Source organism: Indolivaga macrotermitis, from assembly GCF_900128985.1.
Lineage (GTDB): Bacteria > Bacteroidota > Bacteroidia > Bacteroidales > Dysgonomonadaceae > Dysgonomonas_A > Dysgonomonas_A macrotermitis.
Genome location: NZ_FQUC01000001.1, coordinates 336,650 through 352,223, shown reverse-complemented (window position 1 = coordinate 352,223; position 15,574 = coordinate 336,650). Strand labels below are relative to the sequence as shown.

The window sequence follows — 15,574 nt, the reverse complement described above, 5'->3', positions numbered from 1 at the left end:
GGTTAACTAACTCTTCTACTTAACGAAAAAGAAATTAATTTTTTTATATAAAACATTCTATACTTTTATTATATTTAGATAGGTTTATATACAAAAAGCATTCAGAATGTATTTTCTGAAATATACGGTAGTCTTTTAACCTTTTATTTATCTATTATCTATTTGTGAAATCCTGATGATGAGAATATTTTTGAAATATATTATTACCATAGCATTATGGATGATATGTATTGTAGTTAATGCAGAATTAACAAACAATATGTTTGACATCAGACATATCGGTTACTCCGAAGGGCTTAGTAGTCAACGTGTGTTTTCTATTGTCGAAGATAGACATGGCGTAATATGGATTGCAACCAAAGTAGGGATAGACCGCTATAATGGTCAAAGCGTAAAAAGCTATACTTTACCGGGGGACTTTCATTATGGAGACATGGCCGGGCGCAGGCTTCGTTTGCTGTATAATGAACGATATGGAGGATTGTGGGCATACGACCATACAGGAAGAATCTACCGTTATTCCATTCAGAATGACTGTTTTGAACAAGATTTATTTTTAGGACAGTTTATCAGTGGGGAGATCATACTTAATAAGTTATGCATGGATCATAACGGAACATTCTGGTTCGGATTAAGTAGAGGACTGTACAAAAAAGAGGCCGACGGTCGTATAACAACTATTATCCCCGAACAGTATGTAAATGATATTGTTTCTACAGGCGAATCGCTTTTTGTCGGTACTTCTACGGGAGTATTACAACTTTCACATTCCAGACTGGGCCAACCACGCTGGCTGATAGAAGGGAAAGATGTACAAACCCTGTTCTGCGATGTTACCAAAAACGAACTTTGGGTAGGGACTTTCAATAATGGCTTATGGATAATGAACCTGAATACCTCCGCCCTGCTTCCCCTGAAAGGAGAAGGTTCGGGCTTTGTTAATCCGATACGAGATATCACAATTTACGACACTCACACAGTATTGGTAGGAATAGATGGTGGAGGCGTGTACACTGTCGATAGAGACTCGAAGAAGGCGAGTCTGCTTATGAGTACCGAGGATAGTACCGATATTTTCTTACGGGGTAACGGCATTTACGCTGTCACTAAAGATCGTCAGGGAAATATCTGGATAGGAAGTTATTCCGGAGGTGTATCTGTTGCCATCCTATCGAGATACCCGATCACGATATTAGCACATGAGAGAGGAAATCCACAATCGCTGGCAAATAATAATATCAATGATATAGAAGAGAACACTAACGGAGACCTATGGTTCGCTGGTGATGACGGAGTCAGTATCCGGAGTGCATTTTCCCACACATGGGGCCATTGGTTGAAAGGTAATGTTATTGTTACTTTGTGTAAAGGCGAAAACGGTTCGATATGGGCAGGGACTTACGGAGATGGTGTTTATCTTCTGAACAGTCGCGGACAAGTCGTTCGTCACCTTACCAAAGAGCAAGGCGCACTGACAACAAATTACATATTCTATATGAAACAGGATATGGACGGGGACTTATGGGTAGGAGGCCTTGACGGAGATCTGCTGATAATGGACAGGGAGGGTCGATACAAGCATTCTTACGATATTAAGTGGGTTCATTCCATAGAAGTATTGGAACATAACCAAATAGCAGTGGCCACAGTAAACGGTTTCTGCATAGTGAATAAACATAGCGGCGATATACAACGCTATGCAACTTTTCAGGAATTTCATAATCAGAATGCCAGTGCTTATATCATTTCAATGCTTTTCAATGATGATGGTACTGTTTGGCTGGGAACTGAAGGCGGCGGATTAAATTTGTATGACATGCGTACACGGGAAGTAAGAACATTCACTACGCATGAAGGGCTTCCGTCCGACGATGTATATAGCCTGCAAAAGGATTCCAGAGGGCGTTTATGGGTAAGCACAGGAAAGGGACTTGCATTAATCGAAAATTTTCAGGTATCTAATCTCAATTATTTAGGAGATATAGACAAGGAATACAACAAATCTTCATTTGCTCGGTTGAGCGACGGGAGATTTGTCTATGGTAGCACAAACGGTGTTATTAGCATCATGCCCAATGCCATTTCTGCTACAAACTATCAAGCACCTTTACGATTTACAGGCTTGACAATAGAGTACGTGGGTGCTGACGAAGAAATGCGTCTACGTCCTGTCATACATAATATGTTGACTAACGGTACAGTTCGACTTGATTACAAACACAACTCTTTTGCTATAACATTTGAATCAATCAACTATCGTTTTCAACGCGACATTGCCTATCAGTATATTCTGGAAGGGTACGAAAAATCATGGAGTAACTTATCCTCTAATGGCATAGTACAATATAAAAATGTCTCTCCGGGAACTTATCTACTCAAGGTACGAAGTTTACGCCAAAGTAACAGGGAGATAATATCCGAACGGACACTCATACTGAAAATATCACAACCTTGGTGGAATTCCTGGTGGGCTTGGGTCTTCTACATTTGTATCGCAGGTACTATTCTTTACTTCATCTTGCGATATAACAGCAACCGGCTTCAGAAAAAATACGATGAAGACAAAATAAGGTTCTTCACCGATACGGCACATGACATCAGAACGCCGGTGACACTTATCATGGCGCCACTGGAAGACTTGGGTAAGGAGAAGGATCTTTCCGATAAAGCCCTTTATTTTCTGGAGTTGGCACGTAATAATACTCATAAGCTCTATACGCTCGTTACACAGTTACTCGAATTTGAGAAAGCCGATACTCATAAGCAACAACTTATATTAACTCCGCTAAACCTCAACGACATTCTTTCAGAAGAAGTAGCCAGTTTTCAACTATTATGCGACAAGAAACAACTCCACCTGAGTCTTTCCTTGCCGGATGAAGAAGTTTACATCATGGCAGACAGACATATGGTAGAAATGATGCTGGACAATCTTATCACCAATGCCTGTAAATATACAATGCCACATGGCGATGTTTCTTTAAGTTTGAACTATACCAAACGAAAGGCTATTCTAGAGATTAAAGACAGCGGCATCGGAATTCCGAAAAAGGATCGGAAATACATATTTACCGATGTTTACAGAGCGGATAATGCACGGAAATCGCAGGAGGGCGGCACCGGATTCGGTCTTTTGCAGGTACACCGTATAATAAAGATGTTGCATGGAAAAATCACCTTTCGGTCGGAAGAGAACAAGGGCAGTATCTTTACCATTACGCTACAAAGAACGAATGCCGTTCCCGAACCGGTGCCTAAGCAAACTGTTATATCTGAAGAGTCCTTGCCTGTTGAAGCTACAAATACTGCAGGATATGAAAGCAATGATTCCAAAAGCGAGATCGACCAAGAAGCAAAAAACACGCTACTTATCGTAGAAGACAACGAGGCTCTCCGCTATTATCTGCGCAAAACTTTCGAATCTGATTATCGGGTAGTTGATGTTCCTAACGGACAAGAAGCTCTCTCCTACCTGTCAAACGAATATCCAGATTTGATATTGTCCGATGTAATGATGCCGGGCATACAAGGCGACGAGCTATGTAAGTTGGTTAAAGATAATCCGGATACATCGGGTATTCCCTTCGTCCTGCTTACTGCAAAAGTAAGTCATGATGCAACAGTTGAAGGACTAAAGAAAGGGGCGGATGATTACATTCCGAAACCTTTCAGTACCGAAATTCTGAAACTGAAAGTACAGAGCCTGATCGATAACAGGAACAGACAAAGGGATTTTTTTATGCGGCAAGTCATCAAACAGGTTGGAGCCGATAATAGCAAGACAAACAAGGAAGAAAGTCAAGGATCTGTACAAACAGTGGATATCTTTGATAGTAAACCGGACGAATCGCCAACTAGTATTCTTTCAGAAAACGACCGTAAATTTGTCATACAGGCTACTCAACTTGTCATCGAAAATATAAGTGATATTGATTTCAATATCAATATTCTGTGTCAGGAAATGGCAATGAGCCGAACTCTTTTTTACAGCCGTCTCAAATCATTGACCGGAAAAGGCCCGCAAGAATTCATCCGCATCATACGGCTTCAAAAAGCGGCCGAACTATTAAAAGAAGGTAGAAATGTGACAGAAGTAGCGGTTGATACGGGATTTATCAATACAAAATATTTCAGTTCGTTGTTCAAGAAACAATTTGGTGTCCAACCAAGCAAATACGAACAAACCGATTGAACTCTATTTCACTTTTCGATTGAAGTGCCGGTAAACATTCTATTATTGGCACTTTTTATTTTATATAATTCAACTTTTAGTAACATTCACCCACATCAACCATTTACATATATAGAAACACTTAAAAGATCATATATCTGTAGGTTGTGGTGAAGAAATGTCTGCAATCAAACCTTATATGTCAGATATCTGACCATCATTTTTATATACTATTAACATCTTTGTGCAGTGTCTTTAGGATAAAAGCCGGATAAACAAACGACGGAATGTTTTGTTGCCGGCCGTACCCAAAAACAGCCATGAGAAACAAGTGTAACCCTAAACTACCATTAGCATGAGAAAAGTAATAGCCTTACTACTATTAACAATGTGTTCTATCCATCAATCCTGCTCATCCAACGATGTAGATATGGAACCTGGAGAAGGACAAGAAAAGCTCCTTTTCAAAGACGACTTTGATTCTTTTAATGAAAATGTATGGACTAAAGAAGTTCATGAACCGGGCTGGGTTAACCAGGAACTACAAGCATATGATCCCGCATATGTATCCGTTGGTACAGACGAAGGGAAATCAGTGTTGATCCTGACAGCCGAACGTAAGGGAAATAAGATTTACTCCGGACGGGTAAATAGTCAAGGAAAAAAGAATTTTAAGTACGGAAAAATAGAAGCAAGCATTAAACTTCCCAAAACCGCCAACGGCTTATGGCCTGCATTCTGGTTGATGGGAGACAATGACAAACAATGGCCAGAATGTGGAGAAATCGATATTATGGAAATAGGTGAGCGCAACGGAATTGCTACGGGAACCACCGAAACATATGTAAACACAGCCATTCATTATGGTACTGATATGGAAGCCGGACACCGGCAGGAATTCTATGCAGCAAATGTTGCTAATAATCTGCAAGACGGCAAATATCATACCTACTCATTAGATTGGAACGAAAATAGCCTTACAGTATCTGTTGATGGAATCAAATTCTATTCATTTGATATTAGTAAAGTCAGTGGACGCCACGAGTATTTTCAGGATAACTGCTACATTCTGTTTAATCTTGCCGTGGGTGGAGCCTTCACCGGTATTACTGACATAAACGAGATTACGGCATTAAAAGACGGAGAAAAAGTACATATGTACATCGACTGGGTGAAAATTTATTAAGCAACAGAAAATCTTCAGCACAGCAACATTAAGTTATAATTATTTGATGTTGTTACATATACAATAACAATAAATAGGTCTGCGACCTTAATCTTAATTATATATTCCATGAAAGTAAGAAATTACAAACACACGTTGTTCTGTGGAACATTGTCTCTCTGCTTATTGGGAGCCATTCCACAAGTGAAAGCAGCGGCAAGCCCGGATCAATCCGCAATTGCACAACAAGGTAACAAAGTTACAGGAACGGTGAAAGATGCATTTGGCCCCGTTATCGGAGCTGCCGTTATTGAGAAAGGAAACGCCAGTAATGGTACCATAACTGATATGGAGGGTAAGTTCAGCCTGAATATTCCGTCCGGAGGCACTATTGTCATCAGCTACATAGGCTATAAGTCTCAGGAACTAAAAGCAGGTCAATCCCCTATGGATATCACTTTGATCGAGGACAGCAAAATGCTCGACGACGTAGTCGTTACAGCTCTAGGAATCAAGAGAGAGCGTAAAGCATTAGGCTACGGCGTGGATGAGGTTAAAGGAGAGTCCTTGATGAAAGCCAAAGAAACTAATGTTATCAACTCTATGGCGGGGCGTGTAGCAGGGTTGGTAGTCAGCCAGACCGCAGGCGGGCCATCCGGATCTACCCGTGTTATCCTGCGTGGTAGTACCGAAATGACGGGAAACAACCAGCCCTTGTATGTCATCGACGGTGTTCCTCTCGATAATACCAATTATGGTAGTGCGGGCACATCCGGAGGTTTTGACCTCGGTGATGGTATTTCAAGTATCAATCCTGACGATATTGAGAATATGTCTGTTCTTAAAGGGCCTGCCGCATCGGCTCTTTATGGTAGCCGCGCAAGCCACGGCGTAATTTTGATCACAACCAAGAAAGCCGGAGGAAAGGATAGTTTCAGTGTAGAATACAACGGAACACTAACCTTCGATACACAGTTGGCCAAATGGAACAATGTACAGCAGGTATATGGTATGGGCAGTAACGGAACTTACAGTATCGATGCCGTATCTAATACCAATAAAAGCTGGGGACCGAAAGCGGACGGAACCAACATGCTCAAATACTTCGACGGCGTGGAGCGTCCTTACCTCATCATACCCGACAATACTTCGGGCTTCTTCCGTACAGGGCTTACAGCCACTAACTCTGCCATAGTCAGCGCAAACAGCGGAAAAACGGGCGTACGTTTCACTTATACCGATATGCGTAACAAAGATATCGTACCCGAAACGCATATGAGCCGCGACATTTTTAATCTGCGTACCAATACCACCCTGTCTAAAGTGGATTTAGACTTCAGTGCTAATTATACGCGTGAAGATGTAAAGAACCGTCCTGCATTGGGAGACAGCAAATCGAATATCGGTAAAAACCTGATGACACTTGCCACAACTTACGATCAAAAGTGGCTGAAAACTTATCAGGACGAAAACGGAAATTATGCAAACTGGAATGGTATGGACCCTTACAACGTGAATCCTTACTGGGACATATATAAAAATTCAAACGATTCGAAGAAAGACCAGTTCCGCTTCAACGGAAAAGCTCTCTGGAATATCAACAGTCATGTAAAGTTGCAAGGAACTATCGGAGCCGAACTCAACTGGTTTACCTTCGAGGATTACAAAGCTCCTACTACACCCGGTTATGAAGCAGGTCGCCTGCAAAACAGCAGCTTCCGCAACCGTATGTATAATTTTGAGGTACTTGCTCTTTACAATAACAGCTGGGGCGATTTCGATTTCAACGCTACTCTCGGAGGTAATATGTATAAAGTGAACAACCAGACTACTATCATTACCGGACAAGATATGCAAATCCGTGACGTGGTGGCTATGATGAGCTTCAATGAAACCAGCTTCGATCAGAACAGTTACCGCAAGCAAATCAACTCTGCCTACGGAGCTATCAATCTGGGATGGAAACACATGTTATACTTTGACACTACCCTGCGTGGCGACCAGTCTTCGACCTTACCTACAGGCAACAATATGTATGTTTATCCATCGTTCTCGGGTAGCTTTGTATTCTCGGAACTGACCAAATTGCAGGATGCCATGCCTTATGGAAAACTCCGTATGTCATGGGCACAGGTAGGTAGCGACACCGACCCTTATCAATTAGGGCTTGTTTATACCAAGTCGAAGTTTACTTATCCGGGCTATACTATCGGATATATCAATAATAATACGATACCTAATAAAAACCTGAAACCGACAAAGACCAATTCATTTGAAATAGGTCTGGAAATGAAATTCCTGAAAAACCGTGTTGGTCTCGATGTTACCTATTATACACAAGTCAGCAAGAACCAGATTATGAGTATGGCCACTTCATGGACATCAGGTTACACTCACCGCCTCATCAATGCCGGCGAGATAGAGAATAAAGGGATAGAGATCTCACTCAACACACGCCCTGTCGAAATCAAAGATTTCTCTTGGGACTTGAATATTAACTTCTCTAAGAACAGTAATAAGGTTAAGAAACTTGTAGATGGAATGGACATGATCGAGTTGGAGAAAGCCAGTTGGCTCGATGTTCAGGTGGCAGCTAAAGTAGGCGAAAACTTTGGTTCTATCGTCGGTCCTGACTTCTTACGCAATGAAAACGGAGATATCCTTATCGATCCAACGACAGGTTTACCTCAGTACGACAAGAGCAACCATGTACTAGGTAACGCTTCATGGGATTGGACGGGAGGTCTCGCTACTACTTTAACTTACAAGAACCTTTCGCTCTCGGCTCTCTTCGATGTGAAGGTGGGCGCCGACCTCTACTCTATGTCAGCCCGTGCTTCTTATGAATCGGGTAAGGAGAAAGCAACACTTACCGGACGCGAAGAATGGTACAGATCGGAAGAGCAGCGTCAAGCCGCAGGCATCGCCAAAGGGTCATCTGATTGGAATCCTACGGGCGGCTTTGTCTCTCCAGGTGTAATTGACAACGGTGACGGTACCTACCGCCCCAATGATATTTACATCAATCCCGAAGATTACTGGATGAGCGTCAGCCGTAATGCCCCGTCAATGTTTATCTATGACAACTCCTACATAAAATGCCGCGAGATAACATTGACTTACAATGTACCACAATCATGGCTGAAAAGTACAATAAAAGGTCTCACCCTCTCATTTGTTGCGCGCAACCCGTTCATCGTGTGGAAGAATATTCCAAATATTGATCCGGATTCAAACTACAATAATACAACCGGTATGGGGTTAGAATATGGTTCGTTGCCATCCCGCAAGAGTTATGGTGTCAATGTTAACGTAAAATTCTAACGAGACCTCAATTTTTATTCACATATAATAAGATATACAATGAAATACAATCAATCATATATCACAACAATACTGGTGGCATGCGCCATGTTCTTCGCCGCATGTAGCGACAGTTACATGGAAGACATGAACACCGACCCGTCGAAGGCTCCATCCATTGATCCTAATGCCCAGCTTACTACAGCTCAATTACAGACTTATGGAAGTCTCGATATGGTAGAAATTTACCGTAACTACCTATATGCATTCAATCAGCACCTTATGGGATGCTGGAATACTACTAACTTTGGAGGCCGCCACACACAGGATAACAGTGAGATGGGTCGTGTATGGACTATATTCTATTCCAATGGTATTAAAAACATCACCGATGCTGAATACCGTACAGCCGATGATCCCGAAAAGGTAAATATTAACTCTGCTCTGCGTATATACAAAGTTTATCTGATGTCCATTATCACCGACATTTATGGAGATGCTCCTTACAGTGAGGCGGGCAAAGGCTACTTAGAGGATAAATTCAATCCCCGCTATGATACACAGGAAGAAATATATAATGGTTTCTTCGTTGAGTTGAAAGCTGCTGTTGCCAATTTCGATGCCAGCAAAGACAAGATTACAGGTGACGTTATTTTTAATGGTAGTGTGGATAAATGGAAAAAACTAGCCAACTCGCTTTGCTTACGTTTCGCCATGAGAATTTCCGATGTGGCTCCCGAAAAAGCTCAAAAAGAATTTGAGGAAGCACTGGCTGCCGATGGAGGCATTATTGAAAATGCCAGTGATGACGCACTTATTAAGTATATAGATATAGCGTTCAGTTTTGGACAGGAAGCTTATACCGACTATCGTGGTAATGCCCTGTCGCAGTTACTCTTCGGTAATGACCCTGCCAATAATCCCAGTTATCTGTGCTCTACGTTCTTCAATCAACTCTACAATAGTGGCGATCCGCGTACGTTCAGAATTGCCCGCTGTTATTATGACGAACTTATGAGTACTACAAGTCCCGACAATCGTGTTGACCTGACAGATGAAATGCTTGAAAAGAATATCCCATTTCAGCCACGCGATCCGGGTGCATACTCTTGGGAACCATGGCCGGCAGGTTACGACAGCGATATATTGAAAAAAATGGCCGAAACCAATTCGAATGTCACTATCAGTGTGACTCGCGAAACCGAACCTAAATTAGCGAACAATTTCCTTAATGGCAGTAATCCGGGCGTGGTAATAACTTCTTCGGAAGTGAAATTCCTGTTGGCAGAAGCAGCATTAAAAAAATGGAATGTCGGAGGCAAATCTGTAGAAAGTCTATACAAAGAAGGTGTACGTGCGGCTATGAACTTCCTGACCGATAATTATGATTGTGAAGCGGTGTCTGACGAAAGCTTCAACGAGTTTATTCAAAATAATGGTATAGGCTATACTGACGAGCAAAAGAAGGAATCCATTAATACTCAGGCATGGATTCTCCACTTCACTAATCCGGCTGAATGTTGGGCAAATGTCCGTCGTTCGGGTTATCCAAAACTTAAATCTCCGGCAGAATATGGCTTTGGTCAATTCCTTACCGGCGGTTCTGAAATTCCCGTACGCCTTTGCTACCCCGTACTTGAGTCGTCTTACAACAAAAAGAGTTATGATGAGGCATTGAGCCGCATGGGCGGCACTAATAGCTGGAACACAACTGTATGGTGGGATGTTACGAAATAACTATAACAACAAATAAGAGTCAAATATGAAAAAGATATATTATATACTACTTGCCATGCTGGCTATGAGTTTTACATTCACAGCCTGCAGCGACGAAGATCCGTTCTCAACAGCTACCGCTGATGATGAACCACGGATACTTGATCCTATTTTTCCCGATCGGACAAACGGACAACTACCTGTTATTGCGACTATCAGCCGGAATGCGAATCTTACCATAAAGTTGACAGTCACACCAGCAGATCATACCACTATATCGTGGCTGATCGATGGTAATGAAGTGCAGACAGGAACTACGCTCGACATGAATCTCAAAGCGGGCACATACGGTTTTAAGGTAATAGTCTCGACCGAAGCCGGTAAATCAACTTATAGGGAAGGTACCGTACAGGTAAACCCTCTATCAGATGATCCATGGGCAATAGACAAAGGACTTGAACGCATTATCGTTCCGGGTACAAAAGCGCTTCTTTACGGCGATAACCTCAACAAGGTGAAAAGCATTATCATTGATGGTAAAACTATTACCGATGTTACTTATATCACATCTGAAGACGGGAACTATATAGAATATGCCGTACCTGCCGATTTGACGGAAGGCGAGTATCGAGTGATTTTCGTAGATGCTGATGGCAATGAATATGGAGCAAATAAAGTCAATGTGTCCCGGTCTGCGCTTGTCACCGGAGGAGCCGACCGCACCAATGCCAACAAAGAATGGGTGATAACCGGTATTAATCTCGATCAAATCGCCTCATTGACATTTGCCGGACAAGCTATCACCGAATTCACACGGCAGACTGCTACAGAAATTGCAATTATCTGTCCTGAACTAGGAGACGGAGAATATAAGCTGACAGGAAAGACGAAAGACGGAGAAGATGTGCAATTCTATAATTCCGGCATCATTGTTACCGAACAGACAGTTGTAGTTTCTTCTGAAACAGTTCTTTGGCAAGGACGTCATTATGTGTCATGGGATTTGCCAGACGGTAATCCGAACAAAATGTTCAACCTGATCGGTAAAGATGTATTTGCTTCTATTAAGGCTGGTGCGACTTTGAGTATCCATTATTCTGTAGCTTCAGAAGATGCTTATCATCAGTTGCGTACTACTTCTGGCTGGTGGGCCGATCTGCCCGGCACTTCTGTGATTGAATTCTCGGAAGGCGGTGTGAAAGAAGTACAACTCACCCAAGAGGTTTTGGATAAGATTCAGGCAGAAGACGGATTCCTTTGCATAGGACATGGCTACTATGTGGATATGGTAACTGTTCTGTAATATTGATTAAAGAATAATATTTTCTGATATGATACTAAAAAAAATACTACTAATTTCAACAACAGTGGCAATGGCTGCCTGCTCTACGCAGGTAGCTCCTCCTGCCATTCCTAAAGACTCCAAGATAGAACAACAGGTCGATTCTGTCCTCTCCAAGATGACTCTAGATGAAAAGATAGGTCAAATGACAGAACTGGCCATTGATGTACTGGGTGACTTTGAGAATGGTGAGTTCAAACTCGATGATGCTAAAGTCCATAAAGCCATTGCAGAGTTCAAGGTAGGCTCCTTTCTCAATGCACCGGGACCCGTTGCACAAAGCAGGGAAAAATGGCAGGAAATTATCGGCAAGATACAAGCCGTTTCAATGAAAGAAATTGGCATCCCATGTGTTTATGGGCTTGACCAAACTCACGGTACTACTTATACATTGGACGGTACTTTGTTCCCGCAAAACATCAATATCGCCGCTTCATTCAACCCTGATCTGGCTTACGAGTCGGCACGTATCACTGCTTACGAAACCCGTGCCGCCAATTGTCCGTGGACTTATTCACCCACAGTAGATATGGCACGTGACCCGCGATGGTCTCGTGTTTGGGAAAGTTTTGGCGAAGATTGCCTCGTTAACTCGGTAATGGGAAGTTCAGCTGTTCGTGGTTATCAGGGCGACGATCCTAATCACATTCCCGCCGACCGCATCGCTACATCTGTAAAACACTATATGGGTTATAGTATGCCACGTACCGGTAAAGACCGCACGCCGGCCTATATATCCGAATCCGATCTGCGCGAAAAGTGTTTTGCGCCTTTTAAAGCATGTGTAGAAGCCGGAGCTTTGACTATCATGGCCAACAGCGGTTCTATTAATGGAGTACCCGTACATGCCAGCTACGAACTGCTCACCAAATGGCTCAAGGAAGACCTGGGATGGGACGGTATACTGATAACCGACTGGGCCGACATCAATAATCTATACACACGCGAACACATTGCAGCTAATAAGAAAGAGGCTATTCAAATAGCTATTAATGCAGGTATAGATATGGCAATGGAACCTTATGACCTTAGCTTCTGCACACTGCTGAAAGAATTGGTGGAAGAGGGTAAGGTACCGATGAGCCGTATTGATGATGCCGTTCGTCGTGTTCTCAGGCTCAAGTTCCGTTTGAACCTCTTCGAACGTCCCAATACTTCGTCAGAAGATTATCCGCTTTTCGGAGGCAAAGAACATGCGGAATTGGCTCTTCACGCAGCCGAAGAATCACAAATCCTGCTTAAAAATAAAGATAATATATTGCCGCTAGTTAAAGGCAAAAAACTTCTTGTTACAGGGCCTAATGCCAATTCAATGCGCTGTCTGAACGGAGGATGGAGTTATTCATGGCAAGGACATCTGGCTGACAGATTTGCAGAGAAATACAACACCATTTACGAGGCACTTTCTAACAAATTCGGTATTGAAAACGTTCGTCTGGAACAAGGGGTAACCTATAAACCAGAAGGTAGTTATACCGAAGAGAACGAGCCGGAGATTGAAAAAGCAGTTGCTGCTGCACGCAATGTGGATATCATCATTGCTTGTATCGGAGAAAATTCTTACTGTGAAACTCCCGGAAACCTCTCTGACCTTGCTATATCAGCTAACCAAAGTAAACTTGTAAAAGCGTTGGCGGCTACAGGTAAACCCATTATATTGATAATCAACGGAGGTAGACCTCGCATCATCAATGACCTTGAACCTTTGGCAAAGGGCATCATAAACATCTTGTTACCCGGAAATTATGGTGGAGATGCATTAGCTAATATCTTAGCCGGCGATGTCAACCCTAGTGGTAAGATGCCTTACACATACCCGCGCAATCAAGCTGAACTTACCACCTACGACTATAGGGTAAGCGAAGAAATGGACAAGATGGAAGGTGCATACGATTATGATGCGGTTATTTCCGTTCAATGGCCTTTCGGTTACGGTCTCAGCTATACCACGTTTGAGTACAGCAATTTCCAGACTAATGCAGCTTCTTTTACCGCAGAAGATGAACTTCATTTCTCTATAGACGTAACCAACAGCGGTACACGTGCCGGAAAAGAAGTTGTCATGCTATTCAGTCGCGACTTAGTAGCATCACTGACCCCTGAGAGTCGCAGGTTACGAGCCTTCGACAAAGTGGAATTACAACCCGGCGAAACAAAAACTGTTACAATGTCTATCAAAGGTAGCGACCTTGCATTTGTCGGAGCCGACGGAAAATGGATTCTGGAACAAGGAGATTTCCGTATGCAAAGTGGTAATCAGACAGTGAATATTACATGCAGTAAAACTCACATATGGGATACTCCTAATAAATAAACATTGCTTAAGTACTTTCTGTAACTTATAGTACAGAAATACAGATTTAGGGTTAGTAAAATAAGAACGGATTGAATAAAATTCAATCCGTTCTTATTATAGATATTCTTGGTTTTATAAGCTGGTCTTTTTATTTGAGAATCTATCTTATAAATCACTTATCATTTGCCGATACAAAACTTACTAAAAATATTCCCCAATATCTCATCAGTAGAAATTTGACCCGTAATCTCTCCTAAATAATGCATACATTCGCGAATATCCTGGGCTATAAAATCCGATGATAGACCCGACTCCAATCCAGCCGAGACACGTTCAATTGCCTCCTGAGCTTTTCGTAATGCTTCGTAATGGCGCATGTTCGTTACAATAACATCCTGTTCCCCAAATTCGGGAATATTAGCAGCCTCTACCAGCATTGTTTGAAGGTCATCTGTACCTTGATGGTATTTTGCTGAAATAAATATCCGGTCGGGAATCATATCTTTCAGTAACAATTCTTTACTTTCTTTCCGGGCAGCAGGAATAATATCGACTTTATTGAAAACCAAGATTAATTTTTTACCCTCAACTCTCGGTAATATCTTTTCCGATAAAGCAATAGCATATTCATCCTCTGTTTCGGCATCGACAACCCAAAGTACAATATTTGCCTGTTCCATCTTTTTAAAAGTACGCTCAATACCCAGACTCTCCACCACATCGTCCGTATCGCGAATACCTGCAGTATCAATCAATCTGAACATTAACCCATCTATTGTGATAGTATCTTCAATTACATCACGAGTAGTTCCATGAATATCCGATACAATTGCTTTTTCCTCTCTTAGCAAGAGATTCAACAAGGTTGATTTCCCGGCATTCGTTTCCCCGATAATCGCTACCGGAATACCTGTTTTTACAACATTCCCAAGGGCGAACGAATCGGCAAGCTTTTGAATATGTCCATGTATATTCTGTGCTGTTCGTTTTAAGTTATCCCTGTTGGCAAACTCTACATCTTCTTCCGAAAAATCGAGTTCTAATTCTATCAACGATGCAAAGTTCAGAAGTTCAGTACGCAATTCAATTAACTTAGAACTAAATCCTCCACGCATCTGATTCATCGCCAAGCGATGAGTAGCTGCTGATGACGATGCAATCAGATCGGCTACAGATTCGGCTTGCGACAAATCCATTTTTCCATTCATAAAAGCCCGCTGCGTAAACTCTCCGGCTGTAGCTAAACGTGCGCCCGTGTCTAGTAATAATTGTAAAATACCCTGCTGAATATAAATAGAACCATGACATGAAATTTCTATGCTTTCTTCCCCCGTAAAAGAGTTCGGACTATGAAACACACTCACTAAAACTTCGTCCAATACAGAACCATCCTTCATTATCGCACCGAAATGGATCGTATTAGCTTTCGCATCTACCAGTTTTTTACCTGATGGCGATTTAAAAATTCTATCAACCAGATCGATACTCCCTTTTCCTGATAAACGGACAATTGCAATCCCTCCGACGCCGGCAGGGGTTGATATAGCAGCTATAATGTCTGTGTGAGGTACCATAAGCAGG

General features: G+C 42.2%; 7 protein-coding genes. 6 read left to right on the top strand and 1 reads right to left on the bottom strand.

Going from position 1 to position 15,574, the window contains the following annotated elements:
* Positions 1-178: 178 nt before the first annotated feature.
* The 6 genes from BUC12_RS01495 (at position 179) to BUC12_RS01470 (ending at position 14,011) form a co-directional block, all read left to right on the top strand.
* A complete protein-coding gene (locus BUC12_RS01495) occupies positions 179-4,192 on the top strand; it encodes a hybrid sensor histidine kinase/response regulator transcription factor (RefSeq protein ID WP_394333921.1) in 4,014 nt (1,337 codons plus the stop codon).
* Between the two features lie 334 nt (positions 4,193-4,526).
* Complete coding sequence (locus tag BUC12_RS01490; protein WP_062175404.1) at positions 4,527-5,357, top strand: glycoside hydrolase family 16 protein; 831 nt, start codon at positions 4,527-4,529, stop codon at positions 5,355-5,357.
* Positions 5,358-5,465: 108 nt separating this feature from the next.
* The gene (locus BUC12_RS01485) at positions 5,466-8,660 is read left to right on the top strand and encodes a SusC/RagA family TonB-linked outer membrane protein (protein WP_062175403.1); all 3,195 of its coding nucleotides are present in this window, start codon (positions 5,466-5,468) and stop codon (positions 8,658-8,660) included.
* Positions 8,661-8,699: 39 nt separating this feature from the next.
* On the top strand, positions 8,700-10,376 hold the full coding sequence (locus tag BUC12_RS01480) for a SusD/RagB family nutrient-binding outer membrane lipoprotein (RefSeq protein WP_062175402.1): 1,677 nt from the start codon (positions 8,700-8,702) through the stop codon (positions 10,374-10,376).
* Between the two features lie 25 nt (positions 10,377-10,401).
* The gene (locus tag BUC12_RS01475) at positions 10,402-11,658 is read left to right on the top strand and encodes a hypothetical protein (RefSeq protein WP_062175401.1); all 1,257 of its coding nucleotides are present in this window, start codon (positions 10,402-10,404) and stop codon (positions 11,656-11,658) included.
* A gap of 28 nt (positions 11,659-11,686) precedes the next feature.
* A complete protein-coding gene (locus BUC12_RS01470; protein ID WP_062175400.1) occupies positions 11,687-14,011 on the top strand; it encodes a glycoside hydrolase family 3 N-terminal domain-containing protein in 2,325 nt (774 codons plus the stop codon).
* Between the two features lie 161 nt (positions 14,012-14,172).
* Here BUC12_RS01470 and mnmE read toward each other — a convergent pair whose 3' ends face one another.
* Positions 14,173-15,567, bottom strand: a complete 1,395-nt coding sequence (gene mnmE / locus BUC12_RS01465; protein WP_062175399.1) for a tRNA uridine-5-carboxymethylaminomethyl(34) synthesis GTPase MnmE — start codon at positions 15,565-15,567, stop codon at positions 14,173-14,175.
* Positions 15,568-15,574 lie beyond the last annotated feature (7 nt).

Coding starts and splice junctions, on each gene's coding strand:
- BUC12_RS01490 (WP_062175404.1), top strand. CDS start 4,527: ATGAGAAAAGTAATAGCCTTACTACTATTAACAATGTGTTCTATCCAT.
- BUC12_RS01480 (WP_062175402.1), top strand. CDS start 8,700: ATGAAATACAATCAATCATATATCACAACAATACTGGTGGCATGCGCC.
- mnmE (WP_062175399.1), bottom strand. CDS start 15,567: ATGGTACCTCACACAGACATTATAGCTGCTATATCAACCCCTGCCGGC.
- BUC12_RS01475 (WP_062175401.1), top strand. CDS start 10,402: ATGAAAAAGATATATTATATACTACTTGCCATGCTGGCTATGAGTTTT.
- BUC12_RS01495 (WP_394333921.1), top strand. CDS start 179: ATGAGAATATTTTTGAAATATATTATTACCATAGCATTATGGATGATA.
- BUC12_RS01485 (WP_062175403.1), top strand. CDS start 5,466: ATGAAAGTAAGAAATTACAAACACACGTTGTTCTGTGGAACATTGTCT.
- BUC12_RS01470 (WP_062175400.1), top strand. CDS start 11,687: ATGATACTAAAAAAAATACTACTAATTTCAACAACAGTGGCAATGGCT.